A 23,159-nucleotide genomic window follows, 5' to 3' on the forward strand; every position below is an offset into this window, starting at 1 on the left:
GGTTGGGTGTTGTCGCAGGTGTGGGTCGGTGTTCCAGAAAACGCTCCTTGCGGCACATCCATGTGGCGCTTCTGCTCCGCCATCCATGGCTTCGCAAATTTCTGGAAACCCCCTCTCGCACTGCCGCCCATCATGGGCAGAGCGTCTTGCTGCAATTGTCAGACACGGATCATGTTGGTGACAGCGGAATCTGTCAATGACTGAACCGCCACTGCATCACGTTACAGAAGGCCATTCGCGGTTAACCGCCAATATCTCCCCACAACCACTGGCACAGTGCCATGGCTGCCACCGGCGCCGTTTCGGTGCGCAGAACCCGGGGGCCGAGGGCGACGGGGAGGAAGCCGTTTTGTTCTGCCAGGGCAATCTCGTCGGCGCTCAGGCCGCCTTCGGGGCCGATCATCAGGGCGACGCTGGCGGGTTTCTCGAGTGTGTTGAGGGATTGTTCGGTGCGGTGGTGCAGCACCAGGCGCAGGTCGCAGGTTTGGCTGTATTGCAGCCATTCCGCTACGGTCATCACCGGCAGGATGTTCGGGACCTTTGCACGGCCGCATTGTTCGGCGGCGCTGATGGCGACTTGTTGCCAGTGGCGCAGGCGTTTTTCTTCCCGGTCGCCTTTGAGTTTTACGTCGGAGCGTTCGGTGGTGAGGGGGGCGATGGTGGTTACGCCCATTTCCACGGCTTTCTGCACCGCGTAGTCCATGCGGTCGCCCTTGGACAGGGTCTGGCCCAGGACGATGGTCAGAGGCGATTCGGTGGCGTTGGCCTCGGTGCTTTCGATGGTGACGGTGACGTTCTTTTTGCCGGCTTCGGTGATGGTGGCGGTGTAGTCGTTACCGTCGCCGTTGAACAAACGGAGCTGCTGGCCGGGCTGCATGCGCAGTACCCGGCCTACGTGGTTGGCGGCGTTGTCGTCGAGTTCACACGGGCTGCCGGTGTGCAGGGGGCTGTCGGTGTAGATTCTGGGAATGCGCATGGTCAGCCCTTAACTGCGATTTCGATGCCTTCGGTGGCCACCTGGGCCAGGTGTCGGATCTGGTCTTCGGTGATCACGTAAGGCGGCATGAAGTACACCACGTTGCCCAGCGGGCGCAGCAGGGACTGGCGGGTGAGGGCATGCTGGTACACCTTGATGCCACGGCGTTCCTGCCAGGGGAACGGGGTTTTGCTGGCTTTGTCTTTGACCATTTCGATGGCCAGGGTCATGCCGTGCTGGCGGATGTCACCCACGTTGGGATGGTCGGCCAGGTGAGCGACGGATTCGGCCATGCAGCGGGACAGCTGGCGGTTGTTTTCGATGACGTTTTCGTCCCGGAAGATGTCCAGGGTGGCCAGGGCGACGGCGCAGCCGATGGGGTTGCCGGTGTAGCTGTGGCTGTGCAGGAACGCACGCAGGGTTTCGTAGTCGTCGTAGAAGGCGTTGTAGACGGTGTCGGTGGTGAGCACTACGGACAACGGCAGGTAACCGGCGGTCAGACCCTTGGACAGGCACATGAAATCCGGGGTGATGCCGGATTGTTCGCAGGCGAACATGGTGCCGGTGCGGCCGAAGCCCACGGCGATTTCGTCGGCAATCAGGTGTACGCCATAGCGGTCGCAGGCTTCGCGCAGTTTGGTGTGGTAAACCGGGTGGTGCATGCGCATGCCGCCGGCGCACTGGATCAGGGGCTCCACCACCACGGCACAGATTTCGTGGTGCCGCTCGGCCAGCAGCTTGTCCATGGCTTCGAACTGGCGCAGGGCGTAGTCTTCATCGGTTTCGCCCGGCTCCTTGTTGTAGGCATCCGGCGAGGGCGCCGTCAGTACTTCCATCAGCAGCGGCTGGTAGGTGTCTTTGTAAAGGGCAACATCACCCAGCGCCAGCGCGCCCAGGGTTTCTCCGTGGTAGCTGTTGCTGAGGTTAACGAAGTTCTTCTTGCCCGGGTGGCCCTGGTTTTTCCAATAGTGATAGCTCATTTTCAGGGCGGCTTCGATGGCGGAGGAGCCATTGTCTGCGTAGAAGCATTTGTTCAGCCCTTCCGGCGTCACCTCAATCAGCCGCTCGGACAAGTTCACCACCGGTTCGTGGCTGAAGCCCGCCAGGATCACATGCTCCAGCTGGCCGATTTGTTCCTTGATGGCGGAGTTGATGCGCGGGTTGGCGTGGCCGAACAGGTTCACCCACCAGGAGCTGACCGCATCGATGTAGCGATTGCTCTCGAAATCTTCCAGCCATACGCCTTCGCCCCGCTTGATGGGAATCAGCGGCAGGGTTTCGTGGTCTTTCATCTGGGTACAGGGGTGCCACACGGATTTAAGGTCCCGTGCGACCAGGTCGGCATTGCGCATGGTTGTCTCCTGTCAGGCTGCGGAGGCGGTGAATAAATATCCGGATGCGACATGATACTTGGCTGTCAGCAGCCTTAACAGCTCCTTACTGTGAACCAGTCGGATGACCGGCTTGCCATAGCCCGGCGCCAGACCGGCCAATGTTGGTGCACCAGCCTGCGGCAACAATGGAATAAAAATAACAGGAGTCGAATATGGAGCTGAATCTGAAACACCCCTATGAGGCTGGTGTGGATCATGTGCTCGAACGTTTTTTCAGCGAAAGCCACATTATCGAAAAGAACGAGAAAATCGGGTCCCGCAATGTACAGCTGGCCGAGCTGCGCAAAGACGATGTGTCCGGAAAGTTGGTGATCGAGCGTGAAATGATGGCTTCTGCGCCCGTGCCCGGAGTGCTCTCAGGCTTTCACCGGGAGTGGAATCGCGTGCGGCAGGAGGAACACTGGTTCCGTAAAGACGACGATGAGTGGCACTGCGAGTTTCGGGTGAAAATCGACGGTGTGCCGGCGAAGATCAAGGGCGAAATGCGGCTTCAGGGTAACGGTAACCGCTGCATCAATTATGTGAATCTGTCGGTTCGTTGTGATGTGCCGTTGTTGGGCAAAAAAGTGGCAAGGTTTCTGGCGGATGACTCCCACGCCAAGATTGAACGGGAGTATGAAGTCATCCGCCAGTTGCTTTGACCTGCCGGTTCAGTGCGCCAGCACCCGGGACAGGAACGCCTGGGTGCGCTCGTTCTTAGGGTTGTCGAACACATCTTCAGGCCGGCCTTCTTCGACAATCTGGCCTTCATGGATGTAGATCACCCGGTCTGCCACTTCCCGGGCGAAGCCCATTTCGTGGGTGACGACCATCATGGTCATACCCTCTTTGGCCAGCTCCCGCATCACGTCCAGTACTTCACCGATCATTTCCGGATCCAGTGCCGAGGTGGGTTCATCGAACAGCATCAGCCGGGGTTCCATGGCCAGGGCCCGGGCAATGGCGACCCGCTGCTGCTGGCCGCCGGATAGCTGGTTGGGGTATTTGTCGGCCTGGCTGCCAATGCCTACACGTTCCAACAGTCGCTCGGCGGTAGCGTTGGCGACTACCTGGGAGGTGTTTTTTACCTTCATGGGCGCCAGCATGATGTTCTTTCTTACCGTCAGGTGCGGGAACAGGTTGAACTGCTGGAACACCATGCCGACTTCCTTGCGGATTTCGGCAAGGGCCTGCTGGTTGCCGCCTTTCGGCGCCAGTTTCTGGCCATCCACTTCCAGTGTGCCGGATTCAAATTCTTCCAGGCCGTTAACGCAGCGGATCAGGGTAGATTTGCCGGAGCCACTGGCCCCGATGATCACCACGACTTCGCCCTGTTCTACGGTCAGGTCTATATCTTTCAGGACATGCAGTTTGCCGAAGTACTTGTTCATGCCCTTCATCTTTACGATCTGAGTCATTACCCGGGCTCCTTCAGACAGACGCAACGCCGCGGCGTTCAAGCAGCCGCAGAATCAGGGACAGGGACAAGGTTATGGCCAGGTACATAAGGGCCACTACGAAGTAAACCTCGAAGGCGGTAAAGGTGTTGGCGATATACACCTGGCCCTGGCGGACCAGTTCGCCCACGCCGATCACCGAGAACAGCGAGGTGTCCTTGATGCTTACGATAGCCTGGTTTCCGAGCGGCGGGATCATGCGCCGGAAGGCCTGGGGCCAGATAATCGACCAGAAGGTCTGGGTACGGGAAAGCCCCAGAGACAAGCCGGCCTCGCTCTGGCCTTTGTCGATAGACTGCACGCCACCGCGCACCACTTCGGATATATAGGCGCCGGAGTTCAGGGCGATCGCGGCAATACCGGCTGTCAGCGGGTCGATGGGGCCGCCGACCAGGTCCGGCAGGCCGTAGAAGATAAACAGCACCTGCACCAGGATGGGGGTGCCGCGAAAAATTTCGATATAGGCGGTTGCCGGCCAGCGCAGGAACCATTTTTTGTTGATGCTGAGCAGGCCAAAAACGATGCCGAGTACAAAACCGATGGCCAGGCCACCGAAGGAAATCATCAGGGTGTAGGGAATGCCCTTGGCCAGGTAGGGAATGGAATCAATGGCCGCTTGCCAGTCAAACTGAAACTGGAATTCCACGGTGTGTTTCTCCGTTGGGTTGGGAGGAGGCGCCCGGGGCATTGTGTACCCCGGGCGGGTCAAGTGGAGGTTTACTTGTCTTCAGGCATCGGGCCGAACCATTTTTCGTAAATGGTTTTGTAGGTGCCGTCTTCCTTGATTTCTGCCAGGGCCTCGTTAACCGGGCCAACCCATTCGCTACCTTTTTTCAGGGCGATACCGTACTGCTGGCCTTCATACAGCGGGCCTACGGTTTTCACCTTGCCTGCGCCGCGGGTGCTGGCGAAGTAGCCTACGTTCGGGGCGTCGTAGAACACCGCATCTACCGCGCCGGACATCAGCGCCATATACATGTCGGAGCTGCCGGGGTAGGGGGTTACGCCGTCGTTATCGTCCAGGTTCTTGGTGAGGAAGTCGTAGCTGGTGCTACCAATCTTGGTGCCGACTTTCTTGCCTTCCAGGTCAGACATTTCCTGGGTGCCATCGTCTTCGCGAACCAGGATGCGCAGGCCGGAATCGTAGTAAGGGTCGGAGAAATCGACGATTTGCTTACGCTCATCGGTAATGGTGATGCCGGCAATGGCAATGTCGACGTTGCCGGTTTGCAGGGCCGGGATAATACCGTTGAAATCCATGGTGTTCAGGTCGTAATCAAAGCCCGCACGCTCGGCGACTTCGGCGATGATTTCCATGTCGAAACCGATCATTTCGCCGGTTTCCTGATCCATCATTTCAAACGGGACGAAGCTGGGGTCGGTGACTACGCGCAGGGTCTCTGCGCTTACCGACGTGGCGGCGACAGACAGTGCCAGGCCAGCGCCCAGGGTTTTCAGCCATGTTGTACTCATGCTTGCTCCTTTCTCTTATTGTGGTTCCGTCTGCCCGGTAAGGCAGGCTGCGCTATGACCGGTTTGTTCGGTATTGCACAGGGAACATTGATGGGGATGCATCAGATACAGGTTAGCCCATCTTGAAAGGATTTGCAGGAAATCAGGTGGTTAGAAAACGAAAGAGGGGCCGAAGCCCCTCTTTGTACTGCTTTGAAGAATGCCTCAGAAAGCAATCTTTTCGCGGTCGCTGATGCCCAGGTTCTTCCAGATGGAAATGCTGGGTTCGGCCTGGTTCAGGGTGTAGAAGTGCAACCCCGGAGCCCCGGCTTTCAGCAGTTTTTCACACATTTCGGTGACCACGTCTTCACCGAACTTGCGGATGCTGTCGGTGTCGTCGCCGTAGGCTTCCAGCTGCTTGCGGATCCAGCGGGGGATTTCCGCACCGCACATATCCGAGAAACGCACCAGGCTGGAGAAGTTGACGATGGGCATGATGCCCGGCACCACCGGAATGGTGACGCCCATCTTCTCCAGGCGGTCGATGAAGTAGAAGTAGCTGTCGGCATTGAAGAAGTACTGGGTGATGGCGCTGTTGGCACCGGCCTGTACTTTCCGTGCGAAGTTCTTCAGGTCTTCCTCGGCATTGCGGGCCTGGGGGTGAAATTCCGGGTAGGCGGCCACTTCGAGGTTGAAGTGATCCCCGCTGTGCTCCCGGATGAATTCCACCAACTCGTTGGCGTAACGCAGCTCACCGGAGGCGCCCATGCCCGAGGGCAGGTCGCCGCGCAGGGCGACGATCCGGTTGATGCCGTTCTCTTTATACACGTCCAGCAGCTCGCCGATCTCTGCGCGGGTACCACCCACGCAGGACAGGTGCGGTGCTGTGGAAATACCCTGCTTGTGCAGGTTCAGCACCGTTTCGATCGTGCGATCGCGAGTGGAACCGCCGGCTCCGAAGGTGACCGAGAAAAAGTCCGGGTTTACCTCGGCCAGCTGGTTGCGTACCGCCTGCAGCTTCTCCTTGCCCTGATCGGTCTTGGGCGGGAAAAACTCGAAGCTGAAGCGGCGTTTGAATTGCTTCTGGGATTCCATGATCGTTTCCGCTTAGTACCTGTAGCTTTCCGGCTTGTACGGGCCTTCGACCGGTACGCCGATGTATTTCGCCTGGTCCGGAGTCATCTTGGTGATCACGCCACCAAAGCCTTCCACCATGGCGCGGGCCACTTCTTCGTCCAGCTGCTTGGGCAGAACCTGGACGTAAACGCCCTTGGCCTTGGACTCTTCAGGCAGGTCCGCAAACTTGCGCTCGAACAGGTACATCTGCGCCAGCACCTGGTTGGCGAAGGAGCCGTCCATGATCCGCGACGGGTGACCGGTGGCGTTGCCCAGGTTTACCAGACGGCCTTCGGACAGCAGGATCAGGTGGTCGTTGCTGGCCTTATCGCGGTAAATCACGTGCACCTGCGGCTTGACCTCGTCCCACTCCCAGTTCTTGCGCATGTAGGCGGTGTCGATCTCGTTGTCGAAGTGACCGATGTTGCACACCACAGCGCCGTTCTTCAGGGCTTTCAGCATGTTCGCGTCACACACGTTGACGTTACCGGTGGTGGTCACCAGCAGGTCAGTGGTGCCCAGCAGGTCGGTGTTGATTCCTTGCTCGGTGCCGGTGTTGATGCCGTCGATGTACGGAGACACCACTTCAAAACCGTCCATGCAGGCCTGCATGGCACAGATCGGGTCGGCTTCAGTCACCTTCACGATCATGCCTTCCTGGCGCAGGGACAGGGCAGAGCCCTTGCCCACGTCACCGTAACCGATCACCAATGCTTTCTTGCCGGACAGCAGGTGGTCGGTAGCGCGCTTGATGGCGTCGTTCAGGCTGTGGCGGCAACCGTACTTGTTGTCGTTCTTGGACTTGGTGACCGAGTCGTTAACGTTGATGGCCGGAATCTTCAGGGTGCCGTCACGCAGCATTTCCTGCAGGCGGTGCACGCCGGTGGTGGTTTCTTCAGTCACACCGTGGCACTTGGCAATAATCTGCGGGTATTCCTTGTGCAGCAGCTCGGTCAGGTCGCCGCCGTCGTCCAGGATCATGTTCGGCTCCCAGCCGTCTACGTCTGCGCCCACGGTTTTGTGCAGGCACCATTCGTATTCTTCGTCAGTCTCACCTTTCCACGCGAATACGGGAATGCCCTGAGCTGCGATGGCAGCGGCGGCCTGGTCCTGGGTGGAGAAGATGTTGCACGATGACCAGCGCACATCAGCGCCCAGCTCGACCAGTGTTTCAATCAACACGGCGGTCTGGATGGTCATGTGGATGCAGCCCATGATGTTGGCGCCTTTCAGCGGCTGCTCGGCTCTGTATTTCTCGCGCAGTTTCATCAGGGCGGGCATCTCGCCTTCGGCGATCTTGATTTCCTTACGGCCCCAGTCGGCGAGTTCGATATCGCGGACTTTGTAATCTTCGAAGTTGTTCGGAGTGCTCATGTGGTGCTCCTGTCATGTTTGAAATGGTTAGCCACGGAATCCACGGAAAAACACGGAAGGAAAAGATTTTTTTGCCACTAAATCCACCAAAGGACACGAAAGTAAAAACAACTGCTTTTTTAGTGATCAGTCTTTTTTCGTGTTCTTTAGTGGATTTCGTGGCAAATCATTTCTTCTTTATCTTTTTCCGTGTCCTTCCGTGGATTCCGTGGCCAAAAAGTCTTTTAGATGCCCGCAGCGTCTTTCAGGGCTGCCGCCCGGTCGGTCTTCTCCCACGGGAACGCGGTGAAGGTCTTGCCGCCAACGGTCATCTCGTACGGATCACGGCCGAAGTGGCCGTAGGCTGCTGTGGCCCGGTACATCGGGTGCAGCAGGTCCAGCATGTTGGTGATCGCGTACGGGCGCAGGTCGAAGTGCGCGCGTACAAGGTCGATGATCTTGTCGTCGCTGATCTTGCCGGTGCCGAAGGTGTTCAGGGAAATGGAAGTCGGCTGGGCTACGCCAATGGCGTAGGACACCTGAATCTCACACTTCTCGGCCAGGCCGGCAGCCACGATGTTCTTGGCGACGTAACGGCCAGCGTAGGCGGCGGAGCGGTCAACCTTCGAGGGGTCTTTGCCGGAGAAAGCGCCGCCACCGTGACGGGCCATGCCGCCGTAGGTGTCTACGATAATTTTTCGGCCGGTCAGGCCACAGTCGCCCACCGGGCCGCCAATCACGAACTTGCCGGTCGGGTTGATGTGGAACTCGGTGTCTTTGTGCAGCAGTTCGGCCGGCAGGGTGTGCTTGACGATCAGCTCCATCACCGCTTCTTTCAGGTCTTCCTGGGTCACGTCCGGGTCGTGCTGGGTAGACAGAACCACTGCGTCGATGCCCACGACCTTGCCGTTTTCGTAGCGGCAGGTTACCTGGCTCTTGGCGTCCGGGCGCAGCCACGGCAGCAGGCCGCTCTTGCGGGCTTCGGCCTGGCGCTGCACCAGACGGTGCGAGAAGGTGATCGGAGCCGGCATCAGCACGTCGGTTTCGTTGCTGGCGTAGCCGAACATCAGGCCCTGGTCGCCCGCGCCCTGGTCTTCCGGCTTCTGGCGGTCAACGCCCTGGGCGATATCCACGGACTGCTTGCCGATGATGTTGATTACGCCACAGGTGTCGCCGTCGTAGCCCACATCCGAGGAGGTGTAGCCGATGTCTTTGATCACGCCACGCACCAGGTCTTCCAGGTCGACCCATGCGCTGGTGGTGATTTCACCGCCAACGATGGCCACACCGGTTTTCACCATGGTTTCGCATGCTACGCGAGCGTGCGGGTCGTCGGTCAGGATGGCGTCCAGTACCGCGTCGGAGATCTGGTCGGCCAGTTTGTCCGGATGGCCTTCAGAGACCGACTCGGAGGTGAAGATGTTGTAGTCAGACATAGTGGTGCTCCTCTGTGAGCGTTTTCAAAATCGGTGTACGTAATTCTACGTACGTCAATATCAAAGTTTTTTGATGTTCCAGTGTCTGCGCGGGCTTCAGGCCGTTCCAGACGTTTTCCAGAATTCCCGTACCTGCACCTGGAAGCCGTTCCGCAGGCCGATAAACAGTTGCTCGCCCGCTGTCAGGCCGGCATCGGCCGCCCAGGCGGTGAGTTCTTCCGGCTCGAAGCCCAGCCACAGGTCGCCGCAGTTCTCCTTGGCCCAGTCCTGGTCGTGGCTGCACAGGTCGCTGACGATCAAACAGCCACCGCTGTTCATCAGAGCTGCGGCGTCCAGAAAGATGTCCGCCGGGCTGGGTACGTGGTGCAGCACCATGTTGGCGACAATCAGGTCAAAGGCATCGCCCCGGGCCAGTACCGTGTCGGTGACACCTTCAATAAGGTCGACGTTGTTCAGCCGTTCCTCAATACAGGTGCGGGTGGCCTTGGCGAGCATGTCCTTGCTGTTATCCAGCCCCACCACATGATCGAACAGTTGTGATAGCACCGGCAGGAAGCCGCCTTCACCGGGGCCGATTTCCAGCACACTGCGCCAGCCCTGCCGTGCTGCCCGCTTGCGGATCAGTTCGGCGGTGGGCTCCGCATACAGGTCAAAGGCGGCGATCAGTTCCTGCTGCTCCCGGAACTGCTCCGAATGCCGGGAGAAGAAGGCCTGGGACTGTTCCGCCCGCTGCTCGCGGATGGCCTCGATTTTGTCTTCCAGCTGCGGAGGCAAGGGCACCCGGTCTACGGTCTCGAAAATCTGCCGGATGGCCTGGTCTGCCAGCTTGTCGCTGTCCAGGTTCAGGGGGCGGCGGTAGAAAATGGCATTGCCTTCCCGCTGGGGCTCCAGCAACCCGGCTTTGTGCATCACCTTGAGGTGGTGGCTCATGCCGGACTGGCGCATATCAAACATCTGGCTCAGCTCCAGCACACCGAAGGTGTCCCGGCGCAGCACCCGCAGGATCTCCAGGCGCAAGGGATCGCCGCTCGCCTTGAAGATCGGTACCAGGGTGTCCACCGAGGACAATTCGTTCGCATGTGCATTGAGTGAGGTCATGGTTGGCAAGTGTAGGGGGGTTCGATTGATCGATCAATAGCCATATCAAAATTTTTTGATATAGATTTATAGCGTTTGTGAAATCAGTCGCTTTGGTGATTTTGTACCGGCGCCATCGGAAAACCACTACATATGGATTTGCCCCGGCACACAGTAATCGGCGAAAATACGCGCCTTCTTTTTGAGCAGTTTTTGCAGCTTGAAGTCTTTTCCTGAAAAACACTGGAGAATTGTCAATGCCGTCCCGTAAAGATCTCGCCAACGCCATTCGCGCGCTGAGCATGGATGCGGTTCAGAAAGCCAAGTCCGGCCACCCGGGTGCGCCCATGGGTATGGCGGATATCGCCGAGGTACTGTGGAACGATTACCTGAGCCACAACCCGGCCAACCCGCAATGGGCCAACCGTGACCGTTTTGTACTGTCTAACGGCCATGGCTCCATGCTGCAGTACTCCCTGCTGCACCTGAGCGGGTACGACGTTAGCATTGACGACATCAAGAACTTCCGGCAGCTGCACTCCAAGACTCCGGGGCACCCGGAATACGGTTACACACCGGGCATTGAAACCACTACCGGCCCGCTGGGGCAGGGCATTGCCAACGCCGTTGGTTTCGCTCTGGCCGAGAAATCCCTGGCGGCGCAGTTCAACCGCCCGGGCCACGACATTGTGGACCACTACACCTATGCGTTCCTGGGCGACGGCTGCCTGATGGAAGGCATCTCCCACGAAGTGGCTTCCCTGGCCGGTACCCTGGGCCTTGGCAAGCTGGTGTTCTTCTATGACGACAACGGCATTTCCATCGACGGCGAAGTGGAAGGCTGGTTTACCGACAATACTCCGCAGCGTTTTGAATCCTACGGCTGGCAGGTAATTCCGGACGTTGACGGCCACGATGCCGACGCCATCCGCGCGGCTGTTGAACAGGCCCGGGCCAACACCGAGCAGCCGACACTGATCTGCTGCAAGACCATCATCGGCTTTGGTTCCCCCAACAAGCAGGGCAAGGAAGATTGCCACGGTGCCCCGCTGGGTGACGATGAAATTGCCCTGACTCGCGAGGCTCTGGGCTGGCAGCATGGCCCGTTTGAAGTGCCCTCTGAAATCTATGCCGCCTGGGATGCCAAAGAGAAAGGCGCAGCGGCCCAGAAGGCCTGGGAAGACAAGTTCGCCGCCTACGAAAAGGCCGAGCCGGAACTGGCAGCTGAATTCAAGCGCCGTATGGCGGGCGAGCTGCCGGCGGACTTTGCCGAGAAAGCCCAGGCCTACATCCAGGAGTGCCAGGACAAGGGCGACACCATCGCCTCCCGCAAGGCCTCCCAGAACACACTGAATGCCTACGGCCCGCTGCTGCCGGAACTGATGGGTGGCTCTGCCGACCTGGCCGGTTCCAACCTGACCATCTGGTCTGGCTGCAAAGGCGTGAGCAAAGAAGACGCCTCCGGTAACTATATTTACTACGGCGTTCGTGAGTTCGGTATGGCTGCTATCATGAACGGCATCGCCCTGCACGGCGGTTTTGTTCCTTACGGCGCAACCTTCCTGATCTTCATGGAATACTGCCGTAACGCAGTGCGCATGGCCGCGCTGATGAAGCAGCGTTCCATCTATGTGTTCACCCACGACTCCATCGGTCTGGGCGAAGACGGCCCCACCCACCAGCCCATCGAGCAGATGGCCAGCCTGCGTTCCACGCCGAACATGAGCATGTGGCGCCCGGCCGATGCCGTAGAGTCTGCGGTGGCCTGGAAAGCTGCCCTGGAGCGCAATGACGGCCCCACTGCCATGGTGTTCTCCCGTCAGAACCTGCCGCACCAGCAGCGTGATGCAGAACAACTAGCCAACGTCGCCAAGGGCGGCTACGTGCTGTCTGACAGCGAAGGCACCCCGGAACTGATCCTGATCGCCACCGGCTCTGAAGTGGGCCTGGCCCAGGACACTGCCGCCAAGTTGCGAGAGCAGGGCAAGGCCGTGCGTGTGGTTTCCATGCCGTCCACCGACGTGTTCGACGCCCAGAGCGCCGAGTACAAGCAACAGGTACTGCCGCTGGACGTCACCAACCGTATCGCCATCGAAGCCGGCATCGCCGACTACTGGTACAAGTATGTTGGCCTGGACGGCCGCGTTGTGGGCATGACCACCTTCGGTGAATCTGCCCCCGCTGGCGAGCTGTTCAAGGAATTCGGCTTCACCGTCGATAACATTCTTGAAGTGGCTTCGGAGCTGCTGGACGCCTGATGACCAACTCGACGCCGTTTCGCATCGCCATCAACGGGTACGGCCGCATCGGCCAGTGCGTGTTGCGGGCTCTTTATGAAAACGGCTATCGCGACCATCTACAGGTGGTCGCGATCAACGAGTTGTCGGATATCGACACCATTGCCCACCTGACCAAGTACGACTCCACCCACGGGCGGTTTCACGGTGAGGTGGCGGTGGATGGCGACAACCTGGTGGTGAACGGCGACCGCATTCGAGTACTGCGTCACCCGGACCCGGCGGAACTGCCCTGGCGTTTGCTGGACGTGGATCTGGTGCTGGAATGTTCCGGCGCCTATTCCGACCGTGCCACAGCGGAAAAACATATTGAAGCCGGTGCCCAGCGCCTGCTGTTTTCCCAGCCGGGTGACCCGGATGTTGACCGCACCGTGGTCTATGGCATCAACGATGGTGACCTTAACCCGCAGGATGTGATTGTGGCTGCAGGTTCCTGCACCACCAACTGCCTGGTACCGGTGATCAAGGTGCTGGACGACGCCTTCGGCGTAGAACAGGGCAGCACCACCACCATCCATGCCGCCATGAACGACCAGCCGGTGATCGACGCCTACCACCACCAGGACCTGCGCCGCACCCGCAGCGCGCTTCATAATATCGTCCCGGTAGACACAGGACTGGCCCGCGGCATCGAGCGCCTGCTGCCCCACATGGAAGGCCGCTTCAGCTCGGTGGCCATGCGAGTGCCAACGCTCAATGTCTCTGCTATAGACATGGTGGTGAACGTGCGTGCAGCGACCGATGTTGCGGCAGTAAACCTGCTGCTGAAAAACGCCGCTAACGGATCGCTAAAAGGCATTCTCGGCTACACCGACGAACTCCTGGCCAGCTCAGACTTTAACCACGACGCCCATTCCGGCGTGGTCGACGGCGGCCAGACCCGGGTGACCGGCGGCACCATGGTGAAAGTGCTGTGCTGGTTCGATAACGAATGGGGTTTCGCTAATCGCATGCTGGATGTCAGCTGGTGTTGGCTGAGTAAAACTGATTGATTGTTTTGCCACGGAATCCACGGAAGGACACGGAAAGAAAGATAAAGAAGAAATGATTTGCCACGAAATCCACGAAAGAACACGAAAAAAGATTATTGATTAAAAGCCTAAAAAGTCTTTGTCTTTAATTTAGTGTTTTTTCGTGGATTTAGTGGCCAAAAAAATCTTTTAGTCTTTTCTTTCCGTGTCCTTCCGTGGATTCCGTGGCAAAAAACGCTTTTAAACTCGTAAGAAAATGGAATTGAGATTATGGCCATCAAAAAAATGACTGACCTGAACCTCGCCGGCAAGCGGGTTCTGATTCGTGAAGACCTCAACGTACCGGTCAAAGACGGCAAAGTATCCAGCGACGCCCGCATCCGCGCCTCGCTGCCGACCATCAAGGCCGCCAAAGACGCCGGCGCCAAAGTCATGCTGATGTCCCACTTGGGCCGCCCGGAAGAAGGCGTGTACGACGAAGCCTCCTCCATGAAGCCCGTAGCCGAGCACCTGAGCACCCTGCTGGGCCAGGAAGTCCGCCTGATCAAGGATTACCTTGACGGCGTTGAAGTGGCCGACGGCGAAGTGGTGCTGTTCGAAAACGTTCGCTTCAACAAAGGCGAAAAGAAAGACAACGAAGACCTCGCCAAGCAATACGCCGCCCTGTGCGATGTCTACGTGATGGACGCCTTCGGCACCGCCCACCGCGCCCAGGCCTCCACCCACGGTGTGGCGAAGTTCGCTCCCGAAGCCTGCGCCGGCCCTCTGCTGGCAGCCGAACTCGACGCCCTCGGCAAGGCCCTCGACAACCCGACCAAGCCAGTGGTGGCCATCGTTGGCGGTTCCAAAGTCTCCACCAAACTGGACGTCCTCAACGCCCTGGAAAAAGTGTGTGACCAGATCATCGTTGGTGGCGGCATCGCCAACACCTTCCTGGCCGCATCCGGCCACCCGGTAGGCAAGTCCCTGTGCGAACACGACCTGATCGACACTGCCAAAGACATCGCCAGCCGCGTGGAAATCCCGCTGCCGGTTGACGTGGTGGTCGCCAGCGAATTCGCTGAAACCGCCACGGCGACGACCAAAAACATCTCCGACGTCAGCGATGAAGACATGATCCTCGACGTAGGCCCGGAAACCGCCGGCCAGTTCGCTGAACTGCTAAAAAACGCCAAAACCATCCTGTGGAACGGCCCGGTTGGCGTGTTCGAATTCGACCAGTTCGGCAACGGCACCAAGGCACTCGCCCAGGCCATCGCCGAAAGCGACGCCTTCTCCCTTGCCGGTGGCGGCGACACCGTCGCTGCCGTTGACAAATACGGCGTAGCTGACAAGATTTCCTACATCTCCACCGGCGGCGGCGCGTTCCTCGAATTCGTGGAAGGCAAAACCCTGCCGGCAGTAGCCGTGCTGGAAGAGCGTGGTAATTAAGACGCCACTCCAAAATCCAAAACGAACAGAATTCAAACCTCAAAACGTCAACGAAGGAGACAACCCATGGCCCTGATTTCGCTGCGGCAACTTCTGGACCACGCCGCCGAGCATGGTTACGGTGTGCCAGCCTTTAACGTAAACAATCTCGAACAAATGCGCGCCATCATGGAAGCGGCCGACAAAACCGACTCCCCGGTCATTGTTCAGGCCTCCGCCGGTGCCCGCAAATACGCCGGTGCGCCTTTCCTGCGCCACCTGATCCTGGCCGCCATCGAAGAATGGCCGCACATCCCCGTGGTTATGCACCAGGACCACGGCACCAGCCCGGCCGTATGCCAGCGCTCCATCCAGCTTGGCTTCAGCTCCGTGATGATGGATGGCTCCCTGGGTGAAGACGGCAAAACCCCGACCAGCTACGAATACAACGTCGACGTGACCCGTCGCACCGTTGAAATGGCCCACGCCTGTGGTGTCTCCGTAGAAGGTGAGCTGGGCTGCCTGGGCTCCCTCGAAACCGGCCAGGCCGGTGAAGAAGACGGCATTGGCGCCGAAGGCACCCTGGACCACAGCCAGATGCTGACCGATCCCGAAGAAGCCGCTGACTTCGTGCAGAAAACCCAGGTCGACGCACTGGCTATCGCCATCGGCACCAGCCACGGCGCCTACAAGTTCACCCGTCCGCCTACAGGTGACATCCTGGCCATCGACCAGATCAAAGCGATCCACGCCCGCATCCCGGACACCCACCTGGTCATGCACGGCTCCAGCTCCGTACCTCAGGAGTGGCTGAAAGTGATCAACGAATTCGGCGGCGAGATCCCGGAAACCTACGGTGTACCGGTGGAAGAAATCGTCGAAGGTATCAAGCACGGTGTGCGTAAGGTCAACATCGACACCGACCTGCGTCTGGCCTCTACCGGCGCCGTTCGTCGCTTCATGGCCCAGAACCCGGCGGAATTTGACCCGCGCAAATTCCTCAAGGCCACCATGGTTGCCATGACCGACATTTGTGTCGCCCGCTACGAAGCCTTCGGCTGCGCCGGCCAGGCCAGCAAGATCAAGCCGCTGAACCTCGAACAGATGTTCGAACGTTATGCGGCTGGCGAGCTGGACCCCAAGGTCAAGTAAGTCCCGCCTTGAAGCCCCCGACCTCCGGGGGCTTTTTCCTGATGGGTGATCTGAAAACCCTTCCCCCATGTTGATCCCCGCACTTATCGCTGCACCAAAGAACAGGATGCCGACGGCAAGAGTTGTCGCTCCGAAGGTTGGTATTGCTTAACGGCAGTTTTGCGTTTTGGCGTGGATGGCCAATACTTGAAGGCGTGCTTTTCCCGGTATTGGCCAAGGATGCCTTCCAATGAAGCTGTTCCACTGCGGTCGATGTGCCAACCTGCTTTACTTTGAAAACAGTCGCTGTACCCATTGCGGAGCTGACCTGGGCTTTGCCCCGGATGTCATGGATTTGCTGGCGATCGAGCCGGAAGGCGATAACACCTGGGCGACGGTCGCACGTGGTGATCTCTACCGGTTGTGTGACAACTATCAGAATCAGCGAGCCTGTAACTGGCTGATCCCCAAAACCGATCCGCATACCTTCTGTGTTGCCTGTCGCCTCAATCGCACCATTCCGGATCTCAGCATCGAGAAGAACAATGATCTCTGGCGTCGCCTCGAAAAAGAGAAACGGCGGCTTGTGTATTCCGTCTTGCGCCTGGGACTCCCGTGCGAACCCCGGAACGAAGATCAGCTTGGGCTGGCATTCGATTTTCTGGCCGATCAGCCGGCTATGTTTGACGAGCGTAAAAAAGTAACGACAGGCCATGCCAATGGCGTCATTACCATCAACATCGCCGAAGCAGACCCGGTGGAACGCGAGCGGATGCGCAACCAGATGGCCGAGCCGTATCGCACTGTTTTAGGGCATTTTCGCCATGAGTCCGGACACTATTACTGGGATCTGCTTGTCCGGAGTAGCCCGTGGCTGGGCAAATTCCGGGACCTTTTTGGTGATGAGACCAGAGACTACAGGCAAGCGCTGGACCAGCATTACCAATACGGCCCGCCATCTGACTGGCAAAGCCGATACATCAGCGCCTATGCCGGCAGCCATGCCTGGGAGGACTGGGCAGAGACCTGGGCACACTATCTGCATATGGTGGATGCATTGGAAACGGCCTGGCAGTTTGGCCTGCGGCTACACGCCCAACAGAGCCCGACAACAAGCAACGAACCTGGTCCGGCGTTTGATCCCTACCTGGCAGGCGATTTCGATGCGCTGATCAGGCATTGGTTGCCTTTGACGCTTGCGCTCAACAGCCTGAACCGAAGCATGGGGCACGACGACGCCTACCCCTTTGTGCTGGCGCCTGCGGTGGTGGAGAAGCTCCGTCTGGTGCACCAGATCGCTCACGGACGTTAATGAAAGGATCCCGAATGAAAAAGAACAAAGCGATTGACTGGAAAAACTACGATCCCAACGACTTCTACGATGAGCTGATCGCTGCCAAAGGGAAGCCCAGACGAGCCGCGACGGCGATTACCGACTACCTGGGCAATCTCGGGTCCGAGGAGATCCAGGCGCGCCAGCAGGCTGCCGAACTGGCGATACTGGAGATGGGGATCAGTTTCACCATCTACAGCGAGGGCGAGAATATCGACCGGGCCTGGCCTTTCGATATCATTCCCCGGGTGATCTCGCTCCGGGAGTGGGAAAACATTGAACAAGGGCTGGCCCAGCGCCTGACGGCCCTCAACATGTTCATTAACGATATCTACAACGACCAGAATATCGTCAAAGACAAGGTCATTCCCAAGTACGTGTTCGCCAACTCCAAGAACTTCCGCGAGCAGTGCCGTGGTTTTACGCCGCCACTGGGGGTCTGGGCCCACATCTGCGGATCGGATCTGGTGAGAGACAAGGACGGAAAGGTATATGTTCTTGAGGACAACCTGCGGGTTCCTTCCGGTGTTTCCTACATGCTGGAAAATCGCCAACTGACCAAGCGGGTGTTCCCGGAACTGTTCGACAACAACAGTATCCTGCCGGTGGATGACTACACCAACCAGCTGTTCGACATGTTGGCGTCGATTTCTCCAAGGCCCCAGGATCATCCAAGAATTGCGGTACTCACCCCGGGGATTTTCAATTCGGCCTATTTCGAGCACTCGTTCCTGGCGCAGCGCATGGGGGCCGAGCTGGTGGAGGGGGCTGATCTGGTCGTTGGTGAAGACGATTGCGTGTACATGCGCACAGTAGAGGGCCTGGAGCGCGTGGACGTGATCTACCGGCGCATTGATGACGACTTTCTGGACCCGGAAGTCTTTCGGGCAGACTCTACCCTGGGCGTGCCGGGCCTGATGCGAGCCTGGCGCAATGGCAAGGTTGGCCTGGCCAACGCGCCCGGTGCCGGTGTGGCTGATGACAAGGTGATCTACGCCTTTGTGCCAGACATGATCCGCTATTACCTCGATGAGGAGCCGATCATCCCCAACGTGCCCACCTATATGTGCGTGAACAAACAGGACCAGGAGTATGTGCTCGAGCACCTGGACGAGCTGGTGGTCAAACCGGCGAACGAGTCTGGTGGTTACGGCATGCTGGTGGGGCCGCATTCCACCAAGAAGCAGCGCACCGAATTTGCCCGTCTGATCAAGAAGAACCCACGCAACTACATCGCCCAGCCCACGTTGAGTCTGTCGGTCGCTCCCACGCTGTGCGACGAGGGTTTGGCGCCGAGGCACCTGGATCTGCGGCCTTTCGTGCTGCAGGGCGTGCGAACCTACGTTACCGCCGGCGGGCTCACGCGGGTGGCGATGCGCAAGGGCTCCCTGGTGGTGAATTCTTCCCAGGGCGGTGGAAGCAAGGATACCTGGATCGTGGACGAGGAGAATTGATGTGCTGTCACGTGTAGCGGAAAGACTGTACTGGATGGCCCGACACCTTGAACGGGCCGAGAACAGCGCCCGGATGATCATGGCTTTCAATTCCCTGGCGCTGGATATGCCGCGGGAAACCCAGCTGTCCTGGAAGAGCCTGGTAGCGGTTACCGGCATGGAAGCCCTGTTCGATCAGCACCATCAGAAAGCAGATGAGCGCAATTGTGTGAAGTTTCTGATGGCAGACAGCTACAACCCGAGTTCCATTGCTTCCTGCATCAAGGCCGCCCGGGAGAATGTGCGTACCACACGGGATCAGGTGCCGACCGACGCCTGGGAAGTCATCAATGAGCTTTATCGATACATCCAGGAGCACATGGATCAGGGGATAGGTAAACGGGCGAGATACGAATTCCTGAACGAAATCGTTGGCCGCTGCCAGATGCTCAACGGCCTGCTGGCTGGGTGTATGAGTCATGACGAGGGCTACGACTTCATCCGGGTCGGGCGCAACCTTGAGCGGGCAGACATGGCCACGCGACAGATTGAGGTGGGTGCCTTACAGTTCCTCGATGGCTGGGATGGCACCGAAACCTACGGCGGGCTCTTGTGGACCAGCGTTCTGCGCTACCAGAGTGCCTTCCAGATGTACCGTCACAACGTGCGACGCAAGGTCAGTGGGCCTCTGGTGATTCGCTTCCTGTTGCAGAACGAACCCTTCCCGCGCTCGGTGCTGCACAGTCTCAGCGAAGTGGCCGGTGCCCTCAGTCGCCTGCCCAGGAACGAAATTCCGCTGCGCACGGCACTGCAGGCAGTCCGTCATACCCGTGAAGGCGACGTGGATGCGTTAATCCGCAAGGAGGATGTGATCCTGTTTCTGGAGAACCTGCAGCTGGAGATCGGTGAGCTTCACGACGACATTGCAGAGACCTGGTTTCCTGTCTACGAGACAGTCTGAAACTCCCAACACTATTCCCGTGCGAGATAGGTTCCATGTCGATTCACGTTGCCCTGAGTCATACCACCCATTATCGCTACGAGCGCCCGATCACCCTGGGCCCTCAGATTGTTCGTTTGCGACCCTGTCCACATGCGCGAACCCGTATTCTCAGTTACTCGCTGAGGGTTGAGCCCGAAGGTTACTTCCTGAACTGGCAACAGGACCCGCAGGCCAACTATCTGGCCCGGCTGGTGTTTCCGGAAAAAACTGACGAGTTGAAGATCACGGTGGACCTGGTTGCCGAGATGGCCGTGATCAACCCGTTCGATTTCTTTCTGGAACCCCGGGCGGAGACCATTCCCTTCGACTATGAGGAATGGCAGACGGCGGAGCTGGCGCCTTACTTGCAGAAACTGCCGGAAACACCGGAATTCCGGAAGTGGATGGCCGCTATAGACCGCAAGGAAACCCCCAGTGTCGATTTTCTGGTGGGTGTGAATCAGCGTGTTGCTGATCGGATCGATTATCTGATCCGGATGGAGCCGGGTGTCCAGACGCCGGAAGAGACCCTGAAAAAAGGGTCTGGATCCTGTCGGGATTCGACCTGGTTGCTGGTTCAGACGCTTCGGCACCTCGGCCTGGCAGCGCGGTTCGTCTCCGGCTACCTGATTCAGCTCAAGGCGGACCAGAAAGCCCTGGACGGACCCTCGGGCACCGAGGAAGACTTCACCGATCTGCACGCCTGGTGCGAGGTCTTTCTGCCTGGCGCGGGTTGGGTGGGGCTGGACCCCACCTCCGGTCTGTTTGCCGGAGAAGGGCATATTCCCCTGGCCTGTAGCCCTGATCCGTCCTCTGCGGCTCCCATCACCGGCATGGTGGAGGAATGTGACGTAGAGTTCGAGCATCAGATGGGCGTCCAGCGCATCTGGGAGGCGCCGCGGGTGACCAAACCCTACACCGAGGAGCAGTGGCAACGCATTGTGGATCTGGGGCATGAGGTGGACGAACGCCTGACCGAGCTGGATGTGCGCTTGACCCAGGGCGGTGAACCCACCTTCGTGGCCAATCACGACCGTGATGAGCCGGAGTGGAACACCGAGGCCATGGGCCCCACCAAGCGGAAAAAGGCCATCGAGCTCTACCATCGGATGCGGGACCGGTATGGAGCCGGTGGGCTGGTGCACTTTGGCCAGGGCAAGTGGTACCCGGGCGAGCCGCTGCCACGGTGGTCCCTGAACTGTTTCTGGCGCAAGGATGGTGAACCAATCTGGCAGGATGAACGGTGGCTGGCGGACGAGCGTACTGAAGGTAAGGCAAGCCCGGAAGATGCTCACCGGTTTTTGGGGGCCCTGGCGAGGGAACTGGGTGTCGATGAAAAGCACCTGTTCCCTGGGTTCGAGGATGCCTTTTATTACCTGTGGCGGGAACGACGGCTGCCGGTCAACGTCGATCCCTTCGATGCCAGGCTCGACAATGCCCTGGAACGGAAGCAGCTTCAGCAAATTTTCAGCCGGGGGCTGGATAAGCCCGTCGGCTACGTGCTGCCACTGCGTGTTTCCGAAAAGGAGAAGGCCTGGGAGACCGGACCCTGGTTCCTGCGCAGCGAGCGCTGCTATCTGATTCCGGGCGGCTCACCCATGGGCCACCGACTGCCGCTGGACAGCCAGCCCTGGGTGGAAGAAGCGGATTACCCCTGGATACACGAGCAGGACCCGTTTGCCCCCCGTGGTCCGTTGCCCGCCAGTGAGCAGATCCGTCAATGGAACAGCCGAAGCCAGTCTGGCCAGCCGTCCTCTGAGCGGAAGCCGCCGGCAAAAGGCAAGTCGGCCCCCGAGATTGTCCGCACGGCCCTGTGTGTTGAGCCCCGGGAGGGCATCCTTCGCGTTTTCATGCCGCCGCTGGCGGAGCTGGAACCCTATCTTGTGCTGGTCTCTGCCATCGAGAAAACCGCCGCAGAGCTCAAACAACCGGTCTTGCTGGAAGGCTATGAGCCAGCTTCCGACCCACGGTTGAGTCATTTCCGGATTACGCCGGATCCGGGGGTGATCGAAGTGAATGTGCAGCCGGTCAAGACCTGGGACGAATTGGTAGAGCAGACCGAGACGCTCTATGCAGACGCCTACGAATGCCGGCTTACGTCTGAGAAGTTCATGATGGACGGCCGTCATACCGGTACCGGTGGCGGCAACCATTTTGTGCTGGGTTCGCAAAAGGCCGAGGACTCTCCGTTCCTGCGGCGCCCGGATCTGTTGCGCAGCCTGATCAGCTACTGGCACAACCATCCCAGTCTGTCCTACCTGTTCTCCGGCCTGTTCATTGGCCCCAGTTCCCAGGCCCCCAGGATTGACGAGGCCCGCAATGACCACGTGTTCGAAATGGAGCTGGCCTTCAAGGAGATGGAGCGGTTATGCCCGGTGGGCAAGAAAATCGCGCCCTGGATGGTGGACCGCTTGCTCCGGGACCTGCTCACCGATGTCACCGGCAACACCCACCGGGCCGAGTTCTGTATCGACAAGCTCTATTCCCCGGACGGTCCGGGCGGGCGTCACGGTTTGCTGGAGCTGCGTGCCTTCGAGATGCCGCCCCATGCCCGCATGAGCCTGACCCAGCAGCTGCTGTTGCGCGCGCTGGTGGCACGCTTCTGGGAGCAACCCTACAAGCCGCCAGGGCTGGTGCGCTGGGGCACCGAACTGCACGACCGGTTCCTGCTGCCTCACTATGTCTGGCAGGATTTCGAAGATGTGATCGACGATATGAAGGCCCGTGGTTACCCGCTGGAGAGCGAGTGGTTCGCGCCCCATTTCGAGTTCCGGTTCCCCCGGATCGGCGACTACAAGGTCAAGGGCATCACCCTTGAGCTGCGCTCGGCCCTGGAGCCCTGGCACGTCACTGGTGAGCACGGTGCAATCGGCGGCACTGCCCGTTATGTGGATTCCTCCCTGGAGCGTCTGCAGGTGAGGGTGCGCGGTGCTGCGCCGGATCGTTACCAGATCACCTGTAATCAGGTGCCTCTGCCACTTCAGCCTACCGGCATGGTGGGCGAGTCGGTCGCCGGGGTCCGTTACCGGGCCTGGCAGCCGTCGCAGTGCATGCACCCGACCATCGGGGTGGATGGGCCGCTGGTGTTTGATATCGTGGACACCTGGAACGAACGCAGTCTGGGCGGGTGTGAGTATCACGTGACCCATCCCGGTGGCCGGAATTTCGAGACGCTGCCGGTGAATTCGTTCGAGGCTGAAGGCCGCCGTATGGCGCGTTTCTTCCGGATGGGACACAGCTCAGGCCAGCAACCCCTGCGGCCGGTGCCGGAGCACCGGGAGTTCCCGTTCACCCTGGATTTGCGGTATCACAAATAACATGTGTGAACTTACCGTTTGATACTGGCTCAGGGGGCTGGAAAG

At 59.1% G+C, this 23,159-nt stretch carries 18 protein-coding genes; 9 read left to right on the top strand and 9 right to left on the bottom strand.

All coding sequences use genetic code 11. The features are described 5' to 3' along the window. Window positions 1-241 precede the first annotated feature (241 nt). Window positions 242-976: a 16S rRNA (uracil(1498)-N(3))-methyltransferase gene (locus Q668_RS11325; RefSeq protein ID WP_022989724.1), complete on the bottom strand. Its 735-nt coding sequence runs from the start codon at window positions 974-976 to the stop codon at window positions 242-244. 2 nt (window positions 977-978) lie between these two features. Continuing rightward, window positions 979-2,328 (bottom strand): adenosylmethionine--8-amino-7-oxononanoate transaminase, encoded by a 1,350-nt coding sequence (locus Q668_RS11330; protein WP_022989725.1) that lies wholly within the window; start codon window positions 2,326-2,328, stop codon window positions 979-981. Window positions 2,329-2,522: 194 nt separating this feature from the next. Here Q668_RS11330 and Q668_RS11335 point away from each other — a divergent pair, with 194 nt between their 5' ends. Then, entirely contained in the window at window positions 2,523-3,011 is a 489-nt protein-coding gene (locus tag Q668_RS11335) for a DUF2505 domain-containing protein (RefSeq protein ID WP_022989726.1), read from the top strand. Window positions 3,012-3,020: 9 nt separating this feature from the next. On the opposite strand, the gene Q668_RS11340 is transcribed toward Q668_RS11335, so the two are convergent. The 7 genes from Q668_RS11340 to Q668_RS11370 all read right to left on the bottom strand — a co-directional run bounded on the left by Q668_RS11340 (window position 3,021) and on the right by Q668_RS11370 (window position 10,261). Further along, window positions 3,021-3,767: an amino acid ABC transporter ATP-binding protein gene (locus Q668_RS11340; RefSeq protein WP_022989727.1), complete on the bottom strand. Its 747-nt coding sequence runs from the start codon at window positions 3,765-3,767 to the stop codon at window positions 3,021-3,023. Window positions 3,768-3,780: 13 nt separating this feature from the next. Further along, a complete protein-coding gene (locus Q668_RS11345; RefSeq protein WP_199456645.1) occupies window positions 3,781-4,494 on the bottom strand; it encodes an amino acid ABC transporter permease in 714 nt (237 codons plus the stop codon). Between the two features lie 29 nt (window positions 4,495-4,523). Then, the gene (locus tag Q668_RS11350) at window positions 4,524-5,279 is read right to left on the bottom strand and encodes a transporter substrate-binding domain-containing protein (RefSeq protein ID WP_022989729.1); all 756 of its coding nucleotides are present in this window, start codon (window positions 5,277-5,279) and stop codon (window positions 4,524-4,526) included. Window positions 5,280-5,483: 204 nt separating this feature from the next. Further along, window positions 5,484-6,353: a methylenetetrahydrofolate reductase [NAD(P)H] gene (gene metF, locus Q668_RS17100; RefSeq protein WP_022989730.1), complete on the bottom strand. Its 870-nt coding sequence runs from the start codon at window positions 6,351-6,353 to the stop codon at window positions 5,484-5,486. Between the two features lie 12 nt (window positions 6,354-6,365). Next, window positions 6,366-7,748 carry an adenosylhomocysteinase gene (ahcY, locus tag Q668_RS17105; RefSeq protein ID WP_022989731.1) on the bottom strand — a complete coding sequence of 461 codons (1,383 nt, stop codon included), beginning with the start codon at window positions 7,746-7,748 and terminating at the stop codon, window positions 6,366-6,368. 224 nt (window positions 7,749-7,972) lie between these two features. After that, window positions 7,973-9,163, bottom strand: coding sequence for a methionine adenosyltransferase (metK, locus tag Q668_RS11365; RefSeq protein WP_022989732.1), 1,191 nt, complete (start codon window positions 9,161-9,163; stop codon window positions 7,973-7,975). Window positions 9,164-9,259: 96 nt separating this feature from the next. Beyond that, window positions 9,260-10,261 carry a metalloregulator ArsR/SmtB family transcription factor gene (locus Q668_RS11370; protein WP_036219810.1) on the bottom strand — a complete coding sequence of 334 codons (1,002 nt, stop codon included), beginning with the start codon at window positions 10,259-10,261 and terminating at the stop codon, window positions 9,260-9,262. 236 nt (window positions 10,262-10,497) lie between these two features. On the opposite strand from Q668_RS11370, the gene tkt reads away from it, so the two are divergent. The 8 genes from tkt (at window position 10,498) to Q668_RS11410 (ending at window position 23,114) form a co-directional block, all read left to right on the top strand. Next, window positions 10,498-12,498, top strand: coding sequence for a transketolase (tkt, locus tag Q668_RS11375; RefSeq protein WP_022989734.1), 2,001 nt, complete (start codon window positions 10,498-10,500; stop codon window positions 12,496-12,498). Beyond that, complete coding sequence (locus Q668_RS11380; protein ID WP_022989735.1) at window positions 12,498-13,529, top strand: type I glyceraldehyde-3-phosphate dehydrogenase; 1,032 nt, start codon at window positions 12,498-12,500, stop codon at window positions 13,527-13,529. Before tkt ends, Q668_RS11380 begins: the two co-directional genes overlap by 1 nt. A 249-nt stretch (window positions 13,530-13,778) precedes the next feature. Next, window positions 13,779-14,939, top strand: coding sequence for a phosphoglycerate kinase (locus tag Q668_RS11385; protein WP_022989736.1), 1,161 nt, complete (start codon window positions 13,779-13,781; stop codon window positions 14,937-14,939). A 66-nt stretch (window positions 14,940-15,005) separates the two neighbouring features. Continuing rightward, complete coding sequence (gene fba, locus Q668_RS11390; protein WP_011786479.1) at window positions 15,006-16,070, top strand: class II fructose-bisphosphate aldolase; 1,065 nt, start codon at window positions 15,006-15,008, stop codon at window positions 16,068-16,070. 229 nt (window positions 16,071-16,299) lie between these two features. Continuing rightward, window positions 16,300-17,361 (top strand): putative zinc-binding metallopeptidase, encoded by a 1,062-nt coding sequence (locus tag Q668_RS11395; protein WP_022989737.1) that lies wholly within the window; start codon window positions 16,300-16,302, stop codon window positions 17,359-17,361. Between the two features lie 14 nt (window positions 17,362-17,375). Beyond that, the gene (locus tag Q668_RS11400; protein ID WP_011786477.1) at window positions 17,376-18,836 is read left to right on the top strand and encodes a circularly permuted type 2 ATP-grasp protein; all 1,461 of its coding nucleotides are present in this window, start codon (window positions 17,376-17,378) and stop codon (window positions 18,834-18,836) included. 1 nt (window position 18,837) lies between these two features. Continuing rightward, a complete protein-coding gene (locus Q668_RS11405) occupies window positions 18,838-19,776 on the top strand; it encodes an alpha-E domain-containing protein (RefSeq protein WP_022989738.1) in 939 nt (312 codons plus the stop codon). Window positions 19,777-19,811: 35 nt separating this feature from the next. After that, window positions 19,812-23,114: a DUF2126 domain-containing protein gene (locus Q668_RS11410; protein ID WP_022989739.1), complete on the top strand. Its 3,303-nt coding sequence runs from the start codon at window positions 19,812-19,814 to the stop codon at window positions 23,112-23,114. The last annotated feature ends 45 nt before the right edge of the window (window positions 23,115-23,159 follow it).

It is taken from the genome of Marinobacter sp. ES-1 (assembly GCF_000475255.1).
GTDB lineage: Bacteria > Pseudomonadota > Gammaproteobacteria > Pseudomonadales > Oleiphilaceae > Marinobacter > Marinobacter vinifirmus.

What these genes read in the sequence shown, in the direction of transcription:
- Q668_RS11395 (WP_022989737.1), top strand. Translation starts at nt 16,300, where the DNA reads ATGAAGCTGTTCCACTGCGGTCGATGTGCCAACCTGCTTTACTTTGAA.
- Q668_RS11345 (WP_199456645.1), bottom strand. Translation starts at nt 4,494, where the DNA reads ATGCCCCGGGCGCCTCCTCCCAACCCAACGGAGAAACACACCGTGGAA.
- tkt (WP_022989734.1), top strand. Translation starts at nt 10,498, where the DNA reads ATGCCGTCCCGTAAAGATCTCGCCAACGCCATTCGCGCGCTGAGCATG.
- ahcY (WP_022989731.1), bottom strand. Translation starts at nt 7,748, where the DNA reads ATGAGCACTCCGAACAACTTCGAAGATTACAAAGTCCGCGATATCGAA.
- metF (WP_022989730.1), bottom strand. Translation starts at nt 6,353, where the DNA reads ATGGAATCCCAGAAGCAATTCAAACGCCGCTTCAGCTTCGAGTTTTTC.
- Q668_RS11370 (WP_036219810.1), bottom strand. Translation starts at nt 10,261, where the DNA reads ATGACCTCACTCAATGCACATGCGAACGAATTGTCCTCGGTGGACACC.
- Q668_RS11325 (WP_022989724.1), bottom strand. Translation starts at nt 976, where the DNA reads ATGCGCATTCCCAGAATCTACACCGACAGCCCCCTGCACACCGGCAGC.
- fba (WP_011786479.1), top strand. Translation starts at nt 15,006, where the DNA reads ATGGCCCTGATTTCGCTGCGGCAACTTCTGGACCACGCCGCCGAGCAT.
- Q668_RS11340 (WP_022989727.1), bottom strand. Translation starts at nt 3,767, where the DNA reads ATGACTCAGATCGTAAAGATGAAGGGCATGAACAAGTACTTCGGCAAA.
- Q668_RS11410 (WP_022989739.1), top strand. Translation starts at nt 19,812, where the DNA reads ATGTCGATTCACGTTGCCCTGAGTCATACCACCCATTATCGCTACGAG.
- Q668_RS11335 (WP_022989726.1), top strand. Translation starts at nt 2,523, where the DNA reads ATGGAGCTGAATCTGAAACACCCCTATGAGGCTGGTGTGGATCATGTG.
- Q668_RS11350 (WP_022989729.1), bottom strand. Translation starts at nt 5,279, where the DNA reads ATGAGTACAACATGGCTGAAAACCCTGGGCGCTGGCCTGGCACTGTCT.
- Q668_RS11330 (WP_022989725.1), bottom strand. Translation starts at nt 2,328, where the DNA reads ATGCGCAATGCCGACCTGGTCGCACGGGACCTTAAATCCGTGTGGCAC.
- Q668_RS11385 (WP_022989736.1), top strand. Translation starts at nt 13,779, where the DNA reads ATGGCCATCAAAAAAATGACTGACCTGAACCTCGCCGGCAAGCGGGTT.
- metK (WP_022989732.1), bottom strand. Translation starts at nt 9,163, where the DNA reads ATGTCTGACTACAACATCTTCACCTCCGAGTCGGTCTCTGAAGGCCAT.
- Q668_RS11380 (WP_022989735.1), top strand. Translation starts at nt 12,498, where the DNA reads ATGACCAACTCGACGCCGTTTCGCATCGCCATCAACGGGTACGGCCGC.
- Q668_RS11400 (WP_011786477.1), top strand. Translation starts at nt 17,376, where the DNA reads ATGAAAAAGAACAAAGCGATTGACTGGAAAAACTACGATCCCAACGAC.